Source organism: Streptomyces sp. NPDC037083, from assembly GCF_055606485.1.
The window spans coordinates 22,085-42,257 of record NZ_JBVJSQ010000010.1 but is presented as its reverse complement, the minus strand read 5'-3'; the positions used below and the strand labels follow the sequence as shown (position 1 = coordinate 42,257).

Here is a 20,173-nt window from a genome sequence, read left to right as displayed (position 1 = left end):
CGGCTTCGGCCACGCCGTCTCCCAGGAATCCGCAGCCCGGCCCGGCCCGACCCACGCCGACCAGGTACGGACGGGTGCGGGACCGACCGCCATGGCCGTGGGCAGCACCGGCACGGGCACGGGGCCCGCCACCGGCACACCGACTACAGCGGCGGCTGGGCCGGCGCCGGCCCCAGCGTCGTCGATCCGGGCGCCGTCCGATGGCCGAGCCCGGTGCGGTACGCGTCCAGCGCCGCCTCGACGCGCCCCGTGCGCCGCAGCAGGTCGCCCAGCATCCGGCAGAGGTCGGCCAGGTCACCCGCCGCGCCCGCCCGCTCCAGCAGGCTGAGCGCACGCACATAGTGCTCCTCGGCCGCCTCCGTGTCCCGGGCGTCCTCGGCGATGATGCCGAGCAGTCGGTGCGCGCCCGCGGAGTGCACGGCCCCCCGCTCCGAGGACAGGTCTCCGAGGACCTCGTGCAGCAGCGCGGCGGCCTCCTGCGACTTGCCCCTCCGGTGCAGCACGTCGGCCAGCTCGACGGTGACCTGGCTGCTGTAGAGGGCGGCGCGCTGTGCGGAGAGCATGGCCTGGGCCTGCCTCAACTCGTCCTCGGCATGCTGTAGTTCGCCGTTCTGGGCGTAGACGTAGCCGCGCATCCAGTGGCAGTTGGCGAGTTCGGTGCGCAGCTGGAGCTGACGGTAGAGCTCGGCGGCCTTGGCCAGCGAGGCGTCGGCCTCCGCGAGGCGGCCCTCGGCGAGGAGGGTCCGGGCGACGGACCGGTGCATGCGCGCGACGAGTGCGGGGTCGCCGACCCGGGGGGCGAGGGCCAGGGCGAACTCGGCGGCCTGCGCGGCCCGGGCCGCCGCGCCCATGTCCATGTACGGGCCGATGACGGAGGCGTAGAGGAGAAGGAGCGCGTCGGGATCGTGCAGTCCGCCCCGGTTGAGCTCGTCGAGGGTGGATTCCAGCAGGTAGACGGCGTAACGGAGTTCGCCGGCGAGGTAGTGGGCGACGGCGCGGCCGCGCAGGGCGGGGACGCGGGCGGGCAGCGGAGCGTCGGCGAGCCGGCGCTCGGCCCGCTCGAAGCAGCGGCGTGCCGTGTCCAGGTCGCCGGTGTCGATGCCGCACTCGCCGAGGCCGAGCAGCGCGGTGGCCTCCTCCTCGGCCAGCCCGTGCTGTTCCGCCTCCGCGAGCAGCGCGGTGTACGTCCGGGTCGCCTCCTCGGCCTCTCCGGTGGCCAGCGCCCGTTGGGCCTCGGTGAGGCGGAGCCGTAGATCGGTGACGAGGCGGGCGGGCCGGCCGGTCGCCAGCTCCTCGAAGTCGACGCCGAGCCGCTCGGCGATGTGCCTGAGCGCGGCGTCGGAGGGCCGCACCCGGCCGGCCTCCAGCGTGGACACATAGGCAGGGGTGTAGGTCGGCTCGGCCAACTGCTTTTGCGTAAGGCCTCGTTCGATGCGCAGTCGCTGCACCCGGCGTCCGACGACCTCCGGTTCGTCCCGCTCCGCCACTCGTCCCCCAACTCCCCCTGGACCTCTTGCCGTTGGGCTGCCCCAGCCCCTAGGTTAAACAGCGAGTTAAGCATGCTTAACAGCTGGCTGACGTGAGTATCGCAGTCGCCGACGTTGCGAGGTAGCCGTGTCCGGACGCATATCCGCACGCCCTTCCGCGCCCTGCGTCAGGGCGGTCGCCGCGGCCCTCCTGGCCGTGACGGCGCTGATCACCGCGGGCAACGCGGGCCCGGCCGGAGCCGTGGACGGGGACCGGCAGCCGGTGACGTCCTCCAGGCAGACGCCCGCACCGTGACCCGGCGGCGGCGGCCACCGCCCGGGACGGGCCGGCGGGTCCGCCCCTGCGCGGGCGCCCGGCGCCGCGGTGATCAGTTCGGTGAAAGGCCGTCTCAAGTTTGATAGAAAGCCCTTTCCGCCGTGCTCTCGGCTTGCCAGTCTTCGTCCCGGCCCGGATGGCATGTCCGGGTCGACCGGACCGTCGACTGGAGCCCCCCGTGCCCCGAGCAGTGAGCAGGAGCAGGACCCGCCACCTCACCCGATCCGCCGCCGTGGCGGGCAGCGCCGCCGCCCTCGCCGTCGGCCTGTCCGGCAGCGCCTCGGCCGGCGTGCTGCAGAACCTGCCCGAGAACGCGACCGCGTTCCAGAGGAACTTCGAGCCGGTCTACGACTACGACTCGGACAGCTGCTACCCGGCCGCCGCGATCGACCCGAACGGGAACCTCAACGGCGGCCTCAAGCCGACCGGTTCGGTCACCGGCGAATGCCGCGGCGGCCACCTCGGCCACGCCAACACCTACTCGCGGGCCAAGTGCGACAACGGCTGGTGCGGGATCGTCTACGCCAGCTACTTCGAGAAGGACGAGGCCTCCCCGGGCATCGGCCACCGCCACGACTGGGAGTGCATGGTCGTCTGGGTCAGGCAGGGCGCGGACACCCCCTCCTACCTGTCCGCCTCCGCCCACGGCGGCTTCAGCACCCACCCGGTCGCCGAGGTCCCGATGAGCGGGCAGCGCGTCGAGGCCGTGTACCACAAGGACGGCGCGAGCACCCACGCCTTCCGCTTCGCCAAGTGGGGCGAGACGCCGGAGAACGACACCGGCGCCTGGCACCAGGAGAACCTGGTCACCTGGGACAACATGGCGTCCGGCCTGCGCGACCGGCTGAACGCCTCCGACTGGGGCGACGCGAACTTCCCGCTCCAGGACTCCAAGTTCGCCGACCACCTCGCCAAGGCCGAGCCGAGCGGCATCACGTTCAACCCGTACGCCTGACGCCCGCCGACGGCTCCGGAGAGCCGATCGCCCTGAGGGAAGGGGCGATCGGCGCCGGCCCGCGGACGCGGCCGCCGACGCGCACTCCCCCACCGGCGTCGGCGGCCGCTCGCGTCCACGGCCGGCCACCGGACGGCTGTGTGCCCGACCGCGGTGACATGGGCGTCGCCGCCGGTCACCCTTGGGTCTGCAACTGCCGCAACTGCTGGTGGACATGGTCCAGCGCGCCCTCGCGCCGGCCCGGGACCCGGCCGCGCAACTGCGCGAGCGCGGGCCCGAGCGCACGGGCGCCGGCCGCGCTGCCGATGCGCCCCCACTGGTGGTGTGCCCGGTCCACGGCCGCCTCGACGGCCGGCGCGTCCACCGGCTGACCGGCGTCCAGCCGCGCGACGGCCACCGCCATCCAGGTACGGCAGCTGCGCTCGGCGTCCCCCGCGAACATCGCCAGGTCCGCCCGCACCTCGGTCCAGTGCAACGCCTCCTCTGACCCGCCCCCGTGGGCGGCGGCGGCCGCCTGCTCCCACCGCGCGGCGAGCGCGTCGGCGTCCGCGTGCCGGCCGGAGCGGACGGCGGCGGAGATGTCGGCATGCGGATCGCCGTCCACCACCGCGTCCGGCACCCCGAGCCCGTCGGACATACCGAGCCCGTCCGGCACGCCGAGTGCGTCCGGCACCCCGAGCCCGTCCGGAGGTCCCCACCGCGGGGGCGCCTGGGCAGCGGCGGAGGTGTCGGCGTGCGGATCGCCGTCCACCACCCCGTCCGGCAGGCCGGGGCCGTCCGACAGGGCTGGCACATCCGGCAGGCGGTGCCCGGCCGGCATACCCAGCCCGTCCCGGGGTCCCCACCCTGGGGGAGCCTGGGCGGCGGGGGTGCAGAGGACGAGGTCCCCCGTCTCCCCGTCGCCGGCGATCCGGGCCGACGCCATCTGGTGCAGCCGCTCCGGGTCCGGCCGGCCGCCGCTGCGCAATATCGTCGCTATCGCCTTCATGTACGAGGGCGGGGCGATCCCCCGCCGCCCGCGTCCCGGCGGCGGCGCGACCCTGCCGTACACGGTTGCCGCGGGCCCGCAGTCCAGGACGTTGCCCCGCAGCCACTCCCAGGTCTCCGCGTCCGCGTGCAGGTCGAGCAGCACCGTCGTGGACCCGGCCGGCCGCAGCCGCAGCTCCTCCCGGAACCAGTGCCACGGCAACGCCGTGTACCGCACCGTCGAGGGCGTCGTGCGCGCCAGCGCGAGATGCGGCAGCCGCTGGCGGCGGTCGAGCTGCAGCTGGCCGGTGACGTACACGGTCAGCGGGCCGGGCGCGCCCGCGGCGGCCCGCAGCCGGGTCAGAACGGCCTGCGGCTCCAGCGGATCGGCGAGCTCGACGACGTTCGCGGTGTCGGCGCCGGCCAGCACGGGAGGCGGCACGGCGGCCAGCACGGGGAGCACGGAGGCCGCGTCCACCAGACACCCCTTGCCCATGGGCGAGGCCGCGAGCAGCAGCACGGTTCCCTGCATGGTCCCCTCCCGCATGGTCCCTCCCCCGTCGATCACGTACGTCAGCACCGTAACCGCTGCTGCTGCAAAGGGGGGCCTCAGGACTGCAAACGTCCCCCTACGGGGCCTTCGTGGCCGCCGTCGGCCCGGCGAACGGCGAAGACCGTCGTGTCGTCGGCGAGCCGGCCCCCGCAGTGCCGCAGGGTGCCGTCCCGCACGAAGGCCACCAGAGGGCCTGGGTCGGCCGTGCGCGGATCGCGGGCGACCGCGGCCGTGACCTCCGCGGCCAGCGGATAGAAGTCGCCGGCGCCGTCCCGGGCCTCGGTCACCCCGTCGGTCACCAGCAGCAGCGTCTCGCCGGCGGCCACCGCCACCCGCTGCACCGGAGGCGGCCCGTCCTGCCCCGCCAGCTCGCCGAGCCCCAGGGGCAGCCCCCCGCCCTGGGGCAGGGACCGTACGCCCCGCTCACCGCCGACTGCGAGCGGGGGCTCGTGCCCGAACCCGACGAGCTCGACGACCCCGCTCCCGCCGCCCCCGGCCGGCCCCGCCCCCTCCTGCCCCGCGGGGAAGCCGATCAGCACAGCCGTGGCGAACCGGTCGCCGTCCGCCCGCCCGAGGGCCACGGTGTGCAGGCGGTGCCGCCGCATCCGGGTCTCCAGCCGGGCGGCCACGGTCGCCAGGTCCGCCTCGTGGTAGGCGGCCTCGCGGAAGGTGCCCAGCAGCGCGGCCGCCGCCTCCACCGCGCCCAGTCCCTTGCCCTGCACGTCGCCGAGGAGGACGCGCGTGCCGTGCGGGCCGGGCTGGATGTCGTAGAAGTCGCCGCCCATGCGCGCGTCGGCGTCGGCGGCGAGATAGACGGCCGCGTGGTCGAGGCCGCCCCAGCCCGCCGGCAGCGGGCGCAGCACGGTGCGGCGGGTCGTCTCGGCGATGTGCATCATGTGCAGCATCCGCCGCTCGCCACGCACCCGGACCGACGCGGCGAGCACGGACAGCACACCGCCGACCAGGACGAGCACGAAGTCGGCCGGGCCCTCCCGGTACTCGGAGGGCCAGGCGGCGTCGCTGGTGGCGTAGGTGAGCAGGGCGAGCGCCGCGAACAGCACGGTCGTCCACACCCCGCACAGCGCGGCGGCGATCGCGGAGACGAACACGCACCAGGAGACGATGCGGAAATCGCCGGTGGTGTTGAAGTCGGCGTAGGTGATGGCGACGAGCACGCCCAGCGGCACCAGCCAGGTGACGCTGCGGCCCCGGATCTGGAGCAGTTGGTGGCGCTGCAGGACGTCCCGGCGTCTGACCCGCGGACGGCGGTCGAGCAGGCCGTGACCGCCGGACTCCATGAACTCAGCGAAACACGGCCCGCCGGCGGCCGCATCCGGGAAGTCGCGGCATCCGACTTGCCACCGCGGCGGCCCAGGTGTGCCCTGGAAGGCGGGGGCGAGGAGGAAGGAGTGCTCTCATGGCTCATGCGGCACCCACGTCGGGACTGCGGACCGCGTCCGCGCGCCCCCGCACGCCCGACGTCTTCAGCGAACGGACCCACCGGATCGCGCGCTGGGCGACGCCCGCGGTCCTGGGGCTCGTCTACGGCTACTGGGTGGCGGCCAACGACCGCTCCGGCGGCCCCATCACCGGCTGGAACGTCCTGCTCGGCTTCGTGAGCGCGATCGTGTTCGCGGCGCTGTGGGCGGCCGTCCAGGCGCTCGCCCCGCACATGCGGCGCGAGGTGCACGCCCTGCTGTGGGCGGCGTTCGCCGGCTGCGCCTTCGGCTTCCTGTACAACCAGAGCGCCGAGAGCGTGCTGCGCTCCACGGGCATGGCGCTGACGGTCGCCGCCGCCACCTTCGTCACGCTGTTCTTCCGCTACTACACGCACGAGGACGCGGAGGGACACCGCATCCGCTGACTCGCGCACCGTCAGATGTGCACGTGGGCCCCGGCGGGGTTGCGCCGGGGCCCACGTACTTCCCTCATCCCTCCACTCACCGGCCGGCCGGGATCCACTCCCAGCCACCCGAGGAGGTCTGTGACGTCACGGTCACGCTGAAGCTCCAGGAGCCCGAGACGGTGACCGTGGCGGCGGTGAACGGGGCGTCCCAGTTGGTCCAGTGCCCGTTCTTCCACTTCGGGCACGGGTCGGCGCAGTCGGGCACCCGTGCGCCCCCGACGTCCACGAAGGCGGCGCTCGCCCAGCCCTGGGCGCCGTAGAGCCAGTACCAGACCGGATTGCCGTTGACGCTCTGCCCCTTGACCCTGCACTGCACCAGGTCCTTGCTGCCGGGTGCGAGCGTCTCGACGACGGGCGAGTGCGTGGTGGGTTCCTGTCGCACGTTCAGGTCGGTGCGGGAGACGACCGTGCCCCGGATCGGGTGGTCGTCGCCGCGGGCCGGCGGGGCCGCCGCCGCGGTGGTGGTCGTCACGGCGGCGAGCGTGCCACCGGTGAGCAGGGCCGCGGCAAGAGTCCGCAGGGCCGGAGTGGTGCGCATCATCGGCCTCCTTCTCCCCAGAACCAGGAAACACCCGTTCGGGTGAACCCTCCACCGGAGGAGGTGAGGAGGGGGCCGGACACGGGCGGGGGAGAGCACGGGGCGGGCACGCCGACCGCACCGGCGAAACGCCGCCCGGGCGGCGCCACCCGTACGGCCGCGACGGCTCGCGCCCCCCGCCCCGGGCCCGTTGGCTGGAGGGGTGTCCTCCAGCCTGCGGACCGCTCTCTCGGCCGTCCTCGTCGCCCTGTCCTGCCTGCTCGTGCCGTTCGGCGCGCTCGCGGCCTGGGCGGCGTACGGCCTCACCGACACCCGCGGCTACGTCACCGCCATGGCGCCGCTCGCCTCCGATCCCGCCGTGCGCAACGCGGTCGCCGACACGGTGGGTGACGGTGTGGCACGCGAGGCCGGGGTGAGCCCGCTCCTCCTGCGGGACGCGGTGCGCTCGTTCACCGCGACCCGCGCCTACCGCACCGCGTGGGACGCCGCCAACGAGGCCGCGCACACGGCGGTGATGCGGGCGCTGCGGGAGGACCGCGCCGGTCGCGACGACGACCCGGTCACCGTGGACCTGGCGACCGTGACCGCACCCCTCAAACGGCAGATGACGGTGGATCACGTGCCGTTCGCCGAGCGGATCCCGGTCGAGCACACCCAGGTGGCGCTGCTCCCGTCCGCCGACCTGGCCGCACTACGGAAGGGCTACCGCGTGCTCGACTTCGCGGGATTCTGGCTGCCTCTGGCGGCCGTCGTGTTCGCGGTCGCCGGCATCGCCGTCGCGGCCTGCCGTCGTCGGGCGATCACCGCGACGGCCCTCGGCACCGCCCTGGGCGGGGCGTTCCTGGGCCTGGCCGTCGTCGTGGGCCGCCGTCTGACCCTCGCCGACCTGCCCGACGAGACCCGCCGCCCGGCTGCGGCCGCGGTCTACGACGCGCTCACCGCCCCCCTCCGGACGGCATCCTGGCTGCTCCTCGCACTGGGGCTGACGGTGGCGGCGGCGACCTGGCTCACCCGTCCCCGCTCCCCGGCGGTCCGGCACCGGCGACGGCGGCGAGGGTCCGCAGCGCCCGCGCCAACTCCCCCACCGGCGCCGACGCGAGTCCGAGCCTGACCGCGTCCGGGGTGCGGTGCGGGTCGACGGCGAACGCGGTGCCCGGGGTGACGGCGATGCCGTGCGCGGCGGCAGCGGCGGTGAAGGTGTCCGCCCGCCACGGTGGGGGCAGCTCCCACCAGGCGAAGTAGGCGCGCGGATCGGTCCGTACCGTGAACCCCGCGAGATGCTCGGCGAGGATCGCCTGCCGCCGCGCGGCGTCCGCCCGCTTCTCCTCGACGAGCCGCCGCACCGCCCCGTCCCCGGTCCACCGCACCGCCGCCTCCAGCGCGAAGCGCCCCGCGCTCCACCCGCCGGACCGCACCGCGGCCGCCACCGCCTCCCGCCGCCGCTCCGGCACGACGAGGAAGCCGACGGTCAGCCCGGGCGCGACCCGTTTGGACAGCCCGTCGACGACATGGGTGAGCTCCGGGGCGTGCGCGGCGAGCGGAACGGCGTCCGGGCACAGGAACGACCAGATGCGGTCCTCGACGACCGGCAGCCCCAACTCCTCCACCAGCCTGCCCAGTTCGGCGCGACGCGGCTCGCTCGTGGTCGCGGACGTCGGGTTGTGCAGCGTCGGCTGCAGGTAGAGGGCAGACAGGGGAGCGGCCCGGTGCGCGGCGGCGAGGGCGTCCGGCCGCACGCCTTCCGCGTCGCCGGCGAGTGGCACGAGCACCACGCCCAACCGCCCGGCGATCTCCTTGACCAGCGGATACGTCAGCTCCTCCACCCCGACCCGGCCGCCCGGGCGGACCAGGGAGGCGAGGGCGGCGGCGACGGCCTGGCGGGCGTTGCCCGCGAAGAGGAGCCGCGCGGGGTCGGGCCGCCAGCCGGGGAGGGCGAGCAGACGGGCGGCGGCCTCACGGGCGGACGCGGTCCCGTCGGCGGGGCCCGGCCGCATGGCCCGCTCCAGCACGTCGGGCCGCAGCAGCGGGGCGAGGGCGGCGGAGAGCAGCTCGGACTGCCCGGGCACGGAGGGGTAGTTGAGCTCCAGGTTGACGGGCGCCGCGGTGGCCCTCTCGACGAGGGCGCGGCCCTGTTCGACGGCCGGCGCGGCCCGCACGAAGGTGCCTCGCCCCACCTCCCCCACCACCAGCCCGCGCCGCACGAGTTCGCCGTACACCCGCCCCGCGGTCGAGGGCGCGATGCGGTGCCGTCGTGCGAACCACCTTTGCGGGGGCAGCCGTTGGCCGGGACGCAGCCGACCCTCCGCGATGTCGTCGGCGATGCGGTCGGCGATGTGGCGGAAGTCGGCCATGGGGGCTCACGGACCTTCCTGGGGGATTGCACCGAGGGCAAAGATCTTATTGCACCGAGGAGTCGGGCCGCCCTACTGTCGGCCTCATGGCACCCTTCCTCGCATACGAGGACAAAGGAACCGAAACGCCCCGGGCGCTTCCCCTCGTCCTCGTCCACGGCCACCCCTTCGACCGCACCATGTGGACCCCGCAGATCGAGGCGTTCTCCGCCGAACGCCGGGTGATCGTCCCCGACCTGCGCGGCTACGGCGCCTCCCCGGTCGTCCCCGGCGTCACGCTGCTCTCCGACTTCGCCGACGACATCGCGGCGCTCCTCGACGAACTGAAGGTGGAGACCTTCGTGCTGGCGGGGCTGTCGATGGGCGGCCAGATCGCGATGGACTTCTGCGGGAGGCACCCCGACCGCGTCCGCGGTCTGGTCCTCGCCGACACCTTCGCCGCACCGGAGACCCCCGGCGGCAGGCTGGCCCGCAACGAGATGGCCGACCGCCTGCTCACGGAGGGCATGCGCGGCTACGCGGACGAGGTCCTGGAGAAGATGGTCGCCCCGTACGCGGCCCCCGACGTCAAGGCCCACGTGCACCGCATGATGACGTCGACGTCCCCCGAAGGCGCCGCCGCCGCCCTGCGCGGCCGGGCCGAACGCCCCGACTACCGGCCCGTGCTGACCCGCGTCGCCGTCCCCGCCCTGGTCGTGGTCGGCGAGGACGACGAGTACACCCCGGTGTCGGACGCGCGGGCCCTGCACGCGGCGCTCCCGCACGGCGAACTGCACGTCGTCGAGGGCGCGGCCCACCTGCCGAACCTGGAGCGCGCACAGGAGTTCAACCGGGTGCTGGGAGCGTTTCTGGCGAAGATCGAGGCGTGGCCTGGGCCGCGATGAGGTCGACGCGAGGACGGCTCCTCGGCGCCTGGTGTGCGGGGCTGACGCTGGCCGCGGTGAGCGCGGTCGTCGGGTTCCGGATCGCCGACGCCGACGGCGTCACGCCCGTGCCGCAACTGCTGGCCTTCCTGCCGTGGCTGATCGTGCCCGTCGGGACCGCGGTCCTGCTGACACTGCTCGCCCGGTGGTGGCCCGGTCTGCTGTGGGGCGTCGTCGTGCTCGGGCTGCTGGTCTGGTTCGTCCGCCCGTACGGCGGGAGCGGCGAGCCGGGCGGGCCGGCGCTCGCGCGGCTGCGGGTGCTGACCGCGAACGTCGAGTTCGGCTGGGCGACCGACGCCCTGATCCCGCTGGTCCGGCGGGAGAAGCCGGACATCGTGTTCGTCGAGGAGTGCGAGTACGTCTGCCAGGCGGCGGTGCGGCGCGAGCTGGGCCGGAGCCATCCCCACCGGCAGGCCGTGCCGGGGGACTCCTCCGTGGGGTCGGTGATCCTCAGCCGATACCCGCTCGCACCCGCCGCGGACGTTCCCGGGAGCATGGGGATGCCGGGGGCCGTCGCCGACGTGCGCGGACACGCCGTACGGCTGCAGCTCGCGCACCCCAAACCCCCGCTGCCCCGCCAGGTCGCCCTGTGGAAGCGGGAGCTGGGAAGGCTGCGCGACTTCGCCGTCCGGTACGCGGACCGCCCGCTCGTCCTCGCCGGCGACTTCAACGCCTCCCAGGACCACGCGGCCTTCCGCCGCGTCCTCGGCGCCGGTCTGCGCGACGCGGCCCGCCTGGCCGGCGCGGGACGCGAGCCCAGCTGGCCCAGCCGCACCGCGCCCGCCTTCGGCGCGCAGATCGACCACGTGCTCGTGTCGAAGGAGTTCTCCGCGAGCCGTGCCCGCTTCCTCCGCCTCGACGGCACCGACCACCGTGCGCTGCTCGTGGACCTCGCACTCCACCGGGCCGGACGACCGGCCCGGGCGCTGCCCGCGCGGAGCCCGCGTGACGCGGTCGCCCTCCGGCCGCTCCCCGCGGACCGGCCGGTGCGGCCCCCCGGGCCCCGGCGGGCCCCCGTCGACCGGTCCGCGGGGCTGCCGCCGCCCGCCTTCCCGACTCGCCGCGGCTAGACGCCCACGTCCCCGCCGTCCTTGCGCCACACGGCCACCACGGCCGGGCGGACGATCTTCCCCGGGCCGTCCGGCCAGGTGCTCGCCGGCTTGTCCACCGTCGCGCCGTCGATCTCGCCCGGGTGCTGCACCGCGACCAGCACCCGCCGGTCCTGGACGATCGGGCCGCAGGTCTCCGCGCCCGTCGGCACCGTCAGGAACTGCTTGAGCTCACCGCGCCGCGGACCGCGCGTCGCGACGCCGAAGAGTCCGTCGTGCGAGCCGAGCTGGTTGCCGTCGGTGGAGATCCACAGGTTGCCGTGCGGGTCGAAGGCCACGTTGTCCGGGCACGAGATCGGGCTGACGTCGTCCTTGGGGAAACCCGCGAAGTAGGTCGCCGGGTCCTCGGGGTCGCCGGCCACGAGGAACAGCGACCAGGCGAAGGACGTGCTCTCCGGACGGTTGCGGCGCTCGGTCAGCTCCAGGACGTGCCCGTGCTTGTTGGCGTTGCGCGGGTTGGCCTCGTCGGCCTTGGCGTTGGCGCCGACACCGCGGTTGGAGTTGTTGGTGAGGGCGACGTACACCTTGCCGGTCACGGGGGACGGCTGGATGTCCTCGGGCCGGTCCATCTTCGTCGCGCCGACCTTGTCACCGGCGAGGCGGGTGAAGACGAAGACCTCTTCCGCGCTCATCCCCTCGACGTGCGACACGGCGCCCTCGGCGGTGGCGGTGGCGATCGGGATCCACACCCCGCTCCCGTCGAACTCGCCGTCCGCGGGCAGCCTGCCGGCGCCGTCGATCTCGACGGCGGGGGAGTCCCCGGTGAGGCGGGCGACGTACAGCGTCCCCTCGTCGAGCAGCGAGAGGTTGTGCTCGCGCACGGCCCTGCTCGACCCCTTCTTCATGCGCTTGGAGCCGACGAACTTGTAGAAGTAGTCGAAGCGCTCGTCGTCCCCGGAGTAGACGACCGGCCGGCCGTCCTCGGTCAGCCGCACGGTCGCGGCCTCGTGCTTGAACCGCCCCAGGGCGGTGTGCTTGCGGGGCGTGGACGTCGGGTCGTACGGGTCGAACTCGACGACGTACCCGAACCGGTGCACCTCGTTCGGCTCCTGGGCGACGTCGAACCGCTTGTCGAACCGCTCCCACTTGCGCTCGGTGGCCCCGGTCCCGATCCCGTACCGCTTGTCGGTGGCCCGGCTGCTGTTGGCGAAGTACTGGTTGAAGTTCTCCTCGCCGTGCAGCGTGGTGCCCCACGGCGTGGTCCCGCCGGAGCAGTTGTTGAGCGTGCCGAGGACCTTGCGGCCGGTGGGGTCGGCGGACGTCTTCAGCAGGTCGGACCCGGCGGCGGGCCCGGTCAGCCGGAACTCGGTGGTCGCGGTGACCCGCCGGTTGAGGTGGTGCCGGGGCACGGCGGTCAGCCTGCCGGTCCTGCGGTCCTCCTCCACGACGACGGCCGCCAGTCCGTGCGCCGCCCAGGCCACCTCCACCTGCTGCCGGGTGGGGTTGGCCGGGTCGTAGCCGCGGAACATGAGCACTTCGTCGGTGTACTCGTGGTTGGCGACGAGCAGCTGCCGACGGCACTCGCCCGGCAGGGGCAGCAGCGCCAGGAAGTCGTTGTTGTAGCCGAACTGGCCGGCCTGGGCGGCGGCCGTCTGGTTCTCCGGATCGAAGGCGGGCGCGCCGCGCAGAATGGGCTCGCCCCAGCGGATGACGACGTTCTGCCCGTACCCGTCCGGGACGGTGACGGCGTCGGCCGTGTTCGGGGCGACGGGGCTGTAGCGCAGCCCGCGCGCGCCCTTTCCGGCCGGTTTGCCCGACGGCGTCCCCGCCGGTTGCCCGGCCGCTCCGGCGGGCGCGGCGGCGGCGGGCCGCGCACCGGCGACACCGGCGGTCCCGGCGGCCGCCACGACGGTGACGACGGCGGCGGCCCGCATCATCGCGCGGCGGCCGATCGCCCCCGCGATGACGTCGCCGACGTACTCGTTGTCACTGGTGTTGGGCACCTCGTGGAAGCAGGCGTCGCCGCAGCGGAAGCGGCAGGTCATGGCGGAGCGTCCGCCGGGATGGGACTGTGACGGCGTTCCTATCAGCGGCAGAAGCTTGCGCACCTTTAATCTCCCCTTGCATGCCCTTGGTGTGAGCGTGACGGTAGGGGCGCGTATGTGCCGATGCGCTGCTACAGCATGAACGGAGAGTGAATCCCCAGCAGCCACGAGGGTGTTGGGGCGGCGGGGAGCGGGTGTCAGGGCGGTATTGACACACCCGGATTCCGCACACTCACCCCTGCCCAAGATCGCCACACGGGGCCGCTAACCTTACGTGTCCGTCCTGGCCAGGGATTGACGGGCACCAACTCATGCGAAGGGTTGCGCAAATGGGCATTCTCACTCTCCTGCGGAATGCGTTCGGCAGGTCCCGCAAGGGGCGTACCGCCGAGGCAGAGGGTGCGGAACAGGTTCCTTCGCAGGAACGAACCGCCGCCGAGGGGCGGGAGCAGGAGCCGTTTTCGGCCGACTCCACGCCGACGACCACGTCGAAGCCGGAGCCGGAGCCCGAGCCGACGGTCCCGTCGCCCTCCCCCTCCCCCGAACCCACCACCACCGGCAGGGTCCCGGAACCCCGCCCGGCGAGCCAGGACGAGCACGACCTCGTCGCGGCGGCCTTCGACAACGTGACGGTCCCCAAGCCGACGAAGTCGTCCGAGTCCGTGACGGAAGAACCCGCACCGGACGCGGCGGAGCCGCAGGCCGACCCGGCCACCGCAACGGACGCGGCGGAGCCGCAGCCCGAGCCCGAGGCGGAGCAGTCCGCCCCGGAGACGGCCGCCGAAGCCACCTCCGACCGCAAGCCCGAGTCGACGGCAGCCACGGCGGAGGCCGAGGTCCAGGCCGAGGTCCAGTCTGAAGCCGAGGTCCAGGCCGAGGTCGCGCCCGGAGCCGGCACCGAGGTCGAGGCTGAGGCCGAGGTCGAGGCTGCGCCGGAAGCCGAGGCCGAGCCGGAAGCCGAGCCCAAGACCGAGGCCCTGTCCGAGGCCGACGCCGAGGTCACCCCGAACGCCACGGGCGAGACCGCGCCCGACACCGAGGCTGAGGCCGAGATCGACACCGAGGCTGAGGCCGAGATCGACACCGAGGCTGAGGCCGAGATCGACACCGAGGCTGAGGCCGAGATCGAGGCAGCCCCGAAGGCCGACGCCGAGGCCGAGACGGAGCCCGCGCCCGAGGCTGAGGCAAAGCCGGAGGTCGAAGCCGGGACCGAGCCCGAGGCCGCAGCAGACGCCACGGACGCCACGGACGCCACGGACGAGGCCGCGCCCGACACCGAGCCCGACGTCGAGCCCGAGGCCGCCCCCGCCGCCGAGGCCCAGGCCGACACCGAGCCCGAGGCCGCCCCCGCCGCCGCCGAGCCGGAAGCCGCACCCGACGCCGAGGTCACGGCCGAGCCCAAGGCTGAAGCCGAGGCCAAGGACGCTCCTGCCGCCGAGGCCGACGCCGCCTCCGACGTCGCGGACGAAACCGTGACCGCCGCCGAGCCTCAGGCCCCGGCCGAGGCCGACGCCAAGGACGAGGTCGCTCCCACCGCCGAGCCCACGGCCGAGGCCGCTCCCACCGCCGAAGCCGGGACCGAGACCGAGCCCGCGGCCGAAGCCGAAGCCGAAGCCGAGCCCGAGGCCGAGACTGCGGCCGACGCCGAGCCCGAGGCTGAGCCCAAGGCCGCAGCCGAGGTCGAGGACCAGGGCGCCCCCGCCGCCGAGCCCCGGGGCGAGGCCTCCGCCGAAGCCGCCTCTGACGCCGCCTCCGACGCCGCGGACGAGGCCGTGACCGCCGCCGAGCCCCAGGCCCCCGCCGAAGGCGAAGCCGAGGCGCAGGCGCCGTCACAGCCGCCGGCCCAGGCACCCGCACCCGCCCTGCCCGCCGGCCTCGCCACCGCCTACCAGGCAGCCGCCACCGCCCTGGAGAACACCGGCCTCACCGGCACCCGGGCGAAGCTCTACCTCGTGCTGGACCGCTCCGCGAGCATGCGCCCGTACTACAAGGACGGCTCCGCCCAGGCCCTCGCCGAGCAGGCGCTCGCCCTGGCCGCCCACCTCGACCCCGAGGCCACGGTCCACGTCGTCTTCTTCTCCACGGAACTCGACGGCACCGGCGAGCTGACCCTCACCGACCACGAGAACAAGATCGACGAGCTGCACGCCGGCCTCGGCCGCATGGGCCGCACCAGCTACCACGCGGCGGTCGAGGCCGTCGTCGCACACCACGAGAAGGAGGCCGCCCCGGGCACGCCCGCCCTGGTGGTCTTCCAGACGGACGGCGCTCCGGACGCGAAGACCCCGGCCACCCAGTCCCTCACCGACGCGGCGAAGAACCACCCCGCCGTCTTCTTCTCGTTCGTGGCCTTCGGAGAGCACGACAACAAGGCCTTCGACTACCTCCGCAAGCTCAAGACCCCCAACACGTCCTTCTTCCACGCGGGCCCGGCCCCGCGCGAGCTCACGGACGCCGAGCTGTACGAGGGCGTACTGGCCGACTGGCGGCCGTAACCGCCTCCGGCGCCGCGCGACACCCCGGGCCGCCCGCCTCCCACCCGGTAAAACGGGAGGCGGGCGGCCCACCCATGTCGGCTACGATTTCAATTTCAAGGCTCATAAAACGACCGCCGCACGACCGACCTGGGAGCAGCCTCCGATGGCTCGACACCTCATCACCAGCGCCCTTCCGTACATCAACGGAATCAAGCACCTGGGCAACATGGTGGGGTCCATGCTCCCGGCGGACGTGTACTCCCGCTACCTCCGCCAGCGCGGCCACGACGTGCTCTACATCTGCGCGACGGACGAGCACGGCACCCCCGCCGAGCTGGCCGCGAAGGAGCAGGGCCTCCCGGTCGCCGAGTTCTGCGCGCAGGCGCACGACGCGCAGAAGGCCGTCTACGACGGCTTCGCACTGGCCTTCGACTACTTCGGCCGGAGCTCCTCCCCGCAGAACGTCGAGATCACCCAGCACTTCGCCCGCCGCCTCAACGAGAACGGCTTCATCGAGGAGCGGGCGATCCGTCAGGTGTACAGCCCGGCCGACGGCCGCTTCCTCCCGGACCGCTACGTCGAGGGCACCTGCCCGCACTGCGGCTACGACAAGGCCCGCGGCGACCAGTGCGAGAACTGCACCCGCGTCCTGGACCCGACGGACCTGATCGCCCCCCGGTCCGCGATCTCGGGCTCCACCGACCTGGAGGTCCGCGAGACCAAGCACCTCTTCCTCCTGCAGTCCAAGCTGCAGCACGAGGTCGAGGAATGGGTCTCCCGCCACGAGGCCGACTGGCCGCAGCTGGCCTCGTCCATCGCCCGCAAGTGGCTGACCGAAGGCCTGCACGACCGCGCCATCACCCGCGACCTGGACTGGGGCGTCCCGGTCCCGGCCGACACCTGGCCGGAGCTGGCCGCCGAGGGCAAGGTCTTCTACGTCTGGTTCGACGCCCCGATCGAGTACATCGGCGCGACGAAGGAGTGGTCGGACCTCGACCCGCAGAACCGCGACTGGAAGTCGTGGTGGTACGAGGCCGACAGCGGGGAGAACCCCGTCCGGTACACCGAGTTCATGGCCAAGGACAACGTCCCCTTCCACACGGTGATGTTCCCGGCCACCGAGCTGGGCGTGCGCGAGCCCTGGAAGAAGGTCGACTACGTCAAGGCCTTCAACTGGCTGACGTACTACGGCGGCAAGTTCTCCACCTCGCAGAAGCGCGGCGTCTTCACCGACCAGGCCCTGGACATCCTCCCGGCCGACTACTGGCGCTACTTCCTGATCGCGAACGCCCCCGAGTCGGACGACTCCTCCTTCACCTGGGAGCACTTCACCGCCACGGTGAACAAGGACCTCGCCGACACCCTGGGCAACTTCGTCAACCGCGTGCTGTCCTTCTCCAAGAAGCGGTTCGGCGAGGAGGTCCCGGCGGGCAGCGCGCCCGGCGAGGCGGAGGCGAAGCTGGGCGAGCAGATCGCCGAGCTGCTCGCCGAGTACGAGTCGCAGATGGAGGCCCTCCAGTTCCGCAAGGCGGCCGCCGCCCTGCGCGCCCTGTGGTCCGCGGGCAACTCCTACCTGGAGGAGAAGGCCCCCTGGCTGGAGATCAAGACGGACAAGGACGGCGCGGCCCTCACCCTGCGCACGGCGATGAACCTGATCCACCTCTACGCGGTGGTCTCCGAGCCGTTCATCCCGGCGACGGCGAAGATCATGCGCGAGGCGTTCGCGCTGGAGAACGACACCGCCGCCTGGGTCTCCGCGGACGAGGCCCGTGCCCTCGCCTCCGTCCCCGCCGGCACCCCCTTCACCGTCCCGCCGGTCCTGTTCGCCAAGCTCACGGACGAGGACCTGGAGACGTACAAGGAGCGCTTCGGCGGCACCGAGGAGTGACATCCGCGCGGGGAGTGGGACGTCCCGCGTCCCTCTCCCCGCGTCTGGAGGGGAAGCCGAAAAGGAGAAGATGTAGAGGAAAAGGCGTAGGGCTTCCCCCCGCTTCGGCATGTTCTCGCCAAGCCGTATGGTTTCCGCCATGGCAGTCCCCGAGGTCATTCCGATCGCCTATGAGCCGAGACACCGCACCGAGTCCATCGGGCGGTACGCGGACGGGCAGTTCCTCGCGTCGGTCACGTACGCCTTCCCCCAGGGCTTCCGCCTCGACGACGGCTGGGAAGAGCACAAACGCCTCTACACCGTGCTGCACACCTTCGACGCCGAGGGCCACTACCGCGACTCGGACATCTGGTGCGCGGGCACCTGGGCGCAGCAGCAGCGCAACCCGCACGGCGACGACTCGGTCCTCACCCGCGCCCGCGTCCGCCTGGCGACCCTGCTGCGCAGCCTGCCCCGCCGCTCCTACACGGACATCGCCGTACGCCCCTTCCAACTCACCTACGAGGACGTCCTGTTCGGGCTCGTCCTGCGCGAGGACAAGGACGAGGACGGCGGCACGGAGACCTGGGCGGAGCTCTACCCGGACCGCCTCGCCTTCGCCGACCCCTGGGACGGAACGTACGACACCTGACCTCGACGGACGCCCCCGGGCGGGGGCGGCAGGGCGGACGCGAGGGCCGGGGGCTCGTGGTCTCCCGGCCCTCGCGCGTCTTGGGGGTTACTTCAGGACGCCCGCGCCCGCCGTCGTCGCCAGGGCCGTCGGCAGGTTCTTCGCCGAGGTCTCCAGGCCGGCCGTCAGGGCCGGGGTCCAGTCGACCGTCGTCCTCAGGTCCTTGGACGAGGCGGCGTTGTACGCGGCGACGAGGTCGGTCACCGTGCCGTTGACGAGGTTGCCGGAGCCCTTGACCGAGCCGGTGCCGTCCCCGCTGAGCAGCTTGGCGACCTTGCCGCCCGACGGCAGCTTCCAGTAGTTGTTCTCCGCGACGACCTGCGCCTTGGCCCGGGAGTTGATGCTGTACTGCGTCGCGTAGCCGTTGAGGGTCGTGACGTCGTAGTAGTTGTTGTAGAGGTGCACCTGTCCGACGCGGGCCAGCGGGGCGCGCTGCACGATGCCCTTCCACACGTTGTGGTGGATCGTCACGCGCAGCTTGCCGGCGGGCTCGCTGTCGCTGCTGCCGATCAGCATCGTCTTGTCGTGGTTGGTGAACTGGTTGCGCGAGACGGTCACCAGGTCCGAGCTCTTGGTGATGTCCAGGGCGCCGTCGTGGATCTGGTACTCGCGGCCGAAGTACTTCGGATTGGCGCTGTCCAGGTGGGGTGCGTCGGTGAACGTGTTGTGGTCGGCCCACACGTGGGTCGCGCCGCGCAGGGTGACGGAGTCGTAGTCGGAGTTCCAGTTGCCGTCGTCGCCGTCGGTCGGGTCCCACTGCGGGAAGCAGTCCTCGGTGGCGGCGAAGGTCAGGTTGCGGACGACGACGTCGTCCACGTTCTGGATCTGGAGCATGCCGCCGGAGATCCCCGCGCCCGTGCCGGGGACGCCGACGATGCTGGTGTGGGCGGGCACCTTGAAGACGATGTTCTTCGCCTGCCGGGTCTGGGCGGCGGCGCGGGCCTTCTCCTGCGTGCCGGAGGGCAGCTTCGAGCGGCCGTACACGGCGGGGTCGTACGCCTTCAGGTACGCGGACAGGGAGTACCCCGTACCCGCCGCGTAGTCCGCGCAGGTCAACTTCTTGCCGGCGTCGTCGGTGTTGGCGTCGACGACGCCCTTGACCTTGATGATCCGGGGCGCGGTGTCGGACCCCGAGCCCAGCGCCTTCACCAGCTCGGCGCGGGTGGAGACGGTGAAGGTGTGCGCGGCGTCGGCCTTGGCGCCACCGGTCGTGCCCGTACCGGAGGAGGCCCAGCCGTCCTTCGCGGCGAGCGTCTGGTGGTACAGGTCGACGGTCCCGGCGCTGGCGTTCATCACGACGACGCCGGCGCCGACGCCGGCGGCCACGGCGGCGGCGGTGACCACGAGGACACGGCGCGAACGGAGGGACCGGCGGTGGGAGGGAGCTGCCACGGGGGGATCCTTACGGGTCTGTCGAACAAGCCTTACAACCCGTCAGTGGTCGCCGAGACATGAAGAGTTGCCGCGAGTCGAGAACTTTCCCGACCGCCCCGATCGCCACGCGATCAAACACCTTCACGCTTCCCACACCTGGCCTTTAAGGTGCCTTCGGGGGGCCGAACCCCTTACGGGGAGGGGAACGGTGCACCTCTACAAGGGTGCGAGCGGCGGCGGCTTCAGCGGCTGCAACGCCCTGTTCTGATCAACCGTTCTCATGAACCCACTGGGGGGATTCACCATGGCGCTCTTCGGCAACGCCCACACCATCGACAACGGCCAGGCCCAACAGGACTACGCGCGTCTGCTCGGTCAGGGCGAGCAGGTGCACGCCGCGTTCCTGCTGATCCGCGACACCATCCTGTTCACCGACCGCCGGCTGCTCCTCGTCGACAAGCAGGGCATCACCGGCAAGAAGGTCGAGTACCACTCCGTCCCGTACCGCAGCATCACCCACTTCGCGGTGGAGACCGCCGGCACCTTCGACCTGGACGCCGAGCTGAAGATCTGGGTCTCGGGCACGCCGACGCCGATCCAGAAGACGTTCACCAAGGGCGTGGACATCTACGAGGTGCAGGCGATCCTCACGCAGTTCGTGGCGGGGTAGCCCTC

At 73.2% G+C, this 20,173-nt stretch carries 16 protein-coding genes and 1 pseudogene; 10 read left to right on the top strand and 7 right to left on the bottom strand.

All coding sequences use genetic code 11. The features are described 5' to 3' along the window. Positions 1-143: 143 nt before the first annotated feature. Positions 144-1,487, bottom strand: a complete 1,344-nt coding sequence (locus tag ACZ7DE_RS25515; RefSeq protein ID WP_470764998.1) for a helix-turn-helix domain-containing protein — start codon at positions 1,485-1,487, stop codon at positions 144-146. Between the two features lie 127 nt (positions 1,488-1,614). Here ACZ7DE_RS25515 and ACZ7DE_RS25510 point away from each other — a divergent pair, with 127 nt between their 5' ends. Continuing rightward, on the top strand, positions 1,615-1,782 hold the full coding sequence (locus ACZ7DE_RS25510; protein ID WP_470764997.1) for a hypothetical protein: 168 nt from the start codon (positions 1,615-1,617) through the stop codon (positions 1,780-1,782). Positions 1,783-1,981: 199 nt separating this feature from the next. Continuing rightward, positions 1,982-2,758, top strand: a complete 777-nt coding sequence (locus tag ACZ7DE_RS25505; RefSeq protein ID WP_470764996.1) for an NPP1 family protein — start codon at positions 1,982-1,984, stop codon at positions 2,756-2,758. Positions 2,759-2,933: 175 nt separating this feature from the next. Here the strand turns inward: ACZ7DE_RS25505 and ACZ7DE_RS25500 are convergent, their stop codons facing one another. Both ACZ7DE_RS25500 and ACZ7DE_RS25495 read right to left on the bottom strand, forming a co-directional pair. Continuing rightward, positions 2,934-4,256, bottom strand: a complete 1,323-nt coding sequence (locus ACZ7DE_RS25500; RefSeq protein ID WP_470765505.1) for a hypothetical protein — start codon at positions 4,254-4,256, stop codon at positions 2,934-2,936. 77 nt (positions 4,257-4,333) lie between these two features. Next, a complete protein-coding gene (locus ACZ7DE_RS25495) occupies positions 4,334-5,575 on the bottom strand; it encodes a PP2C family protein-serine/threonine phosphatase (protein WP_470764994.1) in 1,242 nt (413 codons plus the stop codon). A 119-nt stretch (positions 5,576-5,694) separates the two neighbouring features. On the opposite strand from ACZ7DE_RS25495, the gene ACZ7DE_RS25490 reads away from it, so the two are divergent. Beyond that, positions 5,695-6,141 carry a hypothetical protein gene (locus ACZ7DE_RS25490; RefSeq protein ID WP_470764993.1) on the top strand — a complete coding sequence of 149 codons (447 nt, stop codon included), beginning with the start codon at positions 5,695-5,697 and terminating at the stop codon, positions 6,139-6,141. Positions 6,142-6,217: 76 nt separating this feature from the next. Here ACZ7DE_RS25490 and ACZ7DE_RS25485 read toward each other — a convergent pair whose 3' ends face one another. Then, entirely contained in the window at positions 6,218-6,721 is a 504-nt protein-coding gene (locus ACZ7DE_RS25485) for an SH3 domain-containing protein (protein WP_470764991.1), read from the bottom strand. A 202-nt stretch (positions 6,722-6,923) separates the two neighbouring features. On the opposite strand from ACZ7DE_RS25485, the gene ACZ7DE_RS25480 reads away from it, so the two are divergent. Beyond that, positions 6,924-7,832 (top strand): hypothetical protein, encoded by a 909-nt coding sequence (locus ACZ7DE_RS25480; RefSeq protein ID WP_470764989.1) that lies wholly within the window; start codon positions 6,924-6,926, stop codon positions 7,830-7,832. Here ACZ7DE_RS25480 and ACZ7DE_RS25475 read toward each other — a convergent pair. Next, complete coding sequence (locus ACZ7DE_RS25475; RefSeq protein ID WP_470764987.1) at positions 7,729-9,072, bottom strand: aminotransferase-like domain-containing protein; 1,344 nt, start codon at positions 9,070-9,072, stop codon at positions 7,729-7,731. The two genes, ACZ7DE_RS25480 and ACZ7DE_RS25475, sit on opposite strands and share 104 nt — an antisense overlap. Positions 9,073-9,158: 86 nt before the next feature. Between ACZ7DE_RS25475 and ACZ7DE_RS25470 the strand changes: the two genes are divergently transcribed. Together ACZ7DE_RS25470 and ACZ7DE_RS25465 are read left to right on the top strand one after the other, a co-directional pair. Further along, the gene (locus ACZ7DE_RS25470) at positions 9,159-9,956 is read left to right on the top strand and encodes an alpha/beta fold hydrolase (RefSeq protein ID WP_470764985.1); all 798 of its coding nucleotides are present in this window, start codon (positions 9,159-9,161) and stop codon (positions 9,954-9,956) included. Further along, positions 9,953-10,900: pseudogene (locus ACZ7DE_RS25465) on the top strand (endonuclease/exonuclease/phosphatase family protein); the annotation flags it as partial. The gene ACZ7DE_RS25470 and the pseudogene ACZ7DE_RS25465, both read left to right, overlap by 4 nt. Positions 10,901-11,061: 161 nt before the next feature. Here the strand turns inward: ACZ7DE_RS25465 and ACZ7DE_RS25460 are convergent. Continuing rightward, positions 11,062-13,152 (bottom strand): PhoX family protein, encoded by a 2,091-nt coding sequence (locus ACZ7DE_RS25460; protein WP_470764983.1) that lies wholly within the window; start codon positions 13,150-13,152, stop codon positions 11,062-11,064. Between the two features lie 266 nt (positions 13,153-13,418). On the opposite strand from ACZ7DE_RS25460, the gene ACZ7DE_RS25455 reads away from it, so the two are divergent. The 3 genes from ACZ7DE_RS25455 to ACZ7DE_RS25445 all read left to right on the top strand — a co-directional run bounded on the left by ACZ7DE_RS25455 (position 13,419) and on the right by ACZ7DE_RS25445 (position 18,085). Next, entirely contained in the window at positions 13,419-15,584 is a 2,166-nt protein-coding gene (locus tag ACZ7DE_RS25455) for a VWA domain-containing protein (protein WP_470764981.1), read from the top strand. A 145-nt stretch (positions 15,585-15,729) separates the two neighbouring features. Beyond that, positions 15,730-17,454 (top strand): methionine--tRNA ligase, encoded by a 1,725-nt coding sequence (gene metG, locus ACZ7DE_RS25450; protein WP_470764979.1) that lies wholly within the window; start codon positions 15,730-15,732, stop codon positions 17,452-17,454. Between the two features lie 139 nt (positions 17,455-17,593). Then, complete coding sequence (locus tag ACZ7DE_RS25445) at positions 17,594-18,085, top strand: hypothetical protein (RefSeq protein ID WP_470764977.1); 492 nt, start codon at positions 17,594-17,596, stop codon at positions 18,083-18,085. An 87-nt stretch (positions 18,086-18,172) separates the two neighbouring features. Here ACZ7DE_RS25445 and ACZ7DE_RS25440 read toward each other — a convergent pair whose 3' ends face one another. Continuing rightward, entirely contained in the window at positions 18,173-19,516 is a 1,344-nt protein-coding gene (locus tag ACZ7DE_RS25440; RefSeq protein WP_470764975.1) for a pectate lyase family protein, read from the bottom strand. Positions 19,517-19,802: 286 nt separating this feature from the next. On the opposite strand from ACZ7DE_RS25440, the gene ACZ7DE_RS25435 reads away from it, so the two are divergent. Next, entirely contained in the window at positions 19,803-20,168 is a 366-nt protein-coding gene (locus tag ACZ7DE_RS25435; protein ID WP_470765503.1) for a PH domain-containing protein, read from the top strand. The last annotated feature ends 5 nt before the right edge of the window (positions 20,169-20,173 follow it).

Coding starts and splice junctions, on each gene's coding strand:
- ACZ7DE_RS25500 (WP_470765505.1), bottom strand. CDS start 4,256: ATGCAGGGAACCGTGCTGCTGCTCGCGGCCTCGCCCATGGGCAAGGGG.
- ACZ7DE_RS25495 (WP_470764994.1), bottom strand. CDS start 5,575: ATGGAGTCCGGCGGTCACGGCCTGCTCGACCGCCGTCCGCGGGTCAGA.
- ACZ7DE_RS25490 (WP_470764993.1), top strand. CDS start 5,695: ATGGCTCATGCGGCACCCACGTCGGGACTGCGGACCGCGTCCGCGCGC.
- ACZ7DE_RS25485 (WP_470764991.1), bottom strand. CDS start 6,721: ATGCGCACCACTCCGGCCCTGCGGACTCTTGCCGCGGCCCTGCTCACC.
- ACZ7DE_RS25475 (WP_470764987.1), bottom strand. CDS start 9,072: ATGGCCGACTTCCGCCACATCGCCGACCGCATCGCCGACGACATCGCG.
- ACZ7DE_RS25470 (WP_470764985.1), top strand. CDS start 9,159: ATGGCACCCTTCCTCGCATACGAGGACAAAGGAACCGAAACGCCCCGG.
- ACZ7DE_RS25455 (WP_470764981.1), top strand. CDS start 13,419: ATGGGCATTCTCACTCTCCTGCGGAATGCGTTCGGCAGGTCCCGCAAG.
- metG (WP_470764979.1), top strand. CDS start 15,730: ATGGCTCGACACCTCATCACCAGCGCCCTTCCGTACATCAACGGAATC.
- ACZ7DE_RS25445 (WP_470764977.1), top strand. CDS start 17,594: ATGGCAGTCCCCGAGGTCATTCCGATCGCCTATGAGCCGAGACACCGC.
- ACZ7DE_RS25435 (WP_470765503.1), top strand. CDS start 19,803: ATGGCGCTCTTCGGCAACGCCCACACCATCGACAACGGCCAGGCCCAA.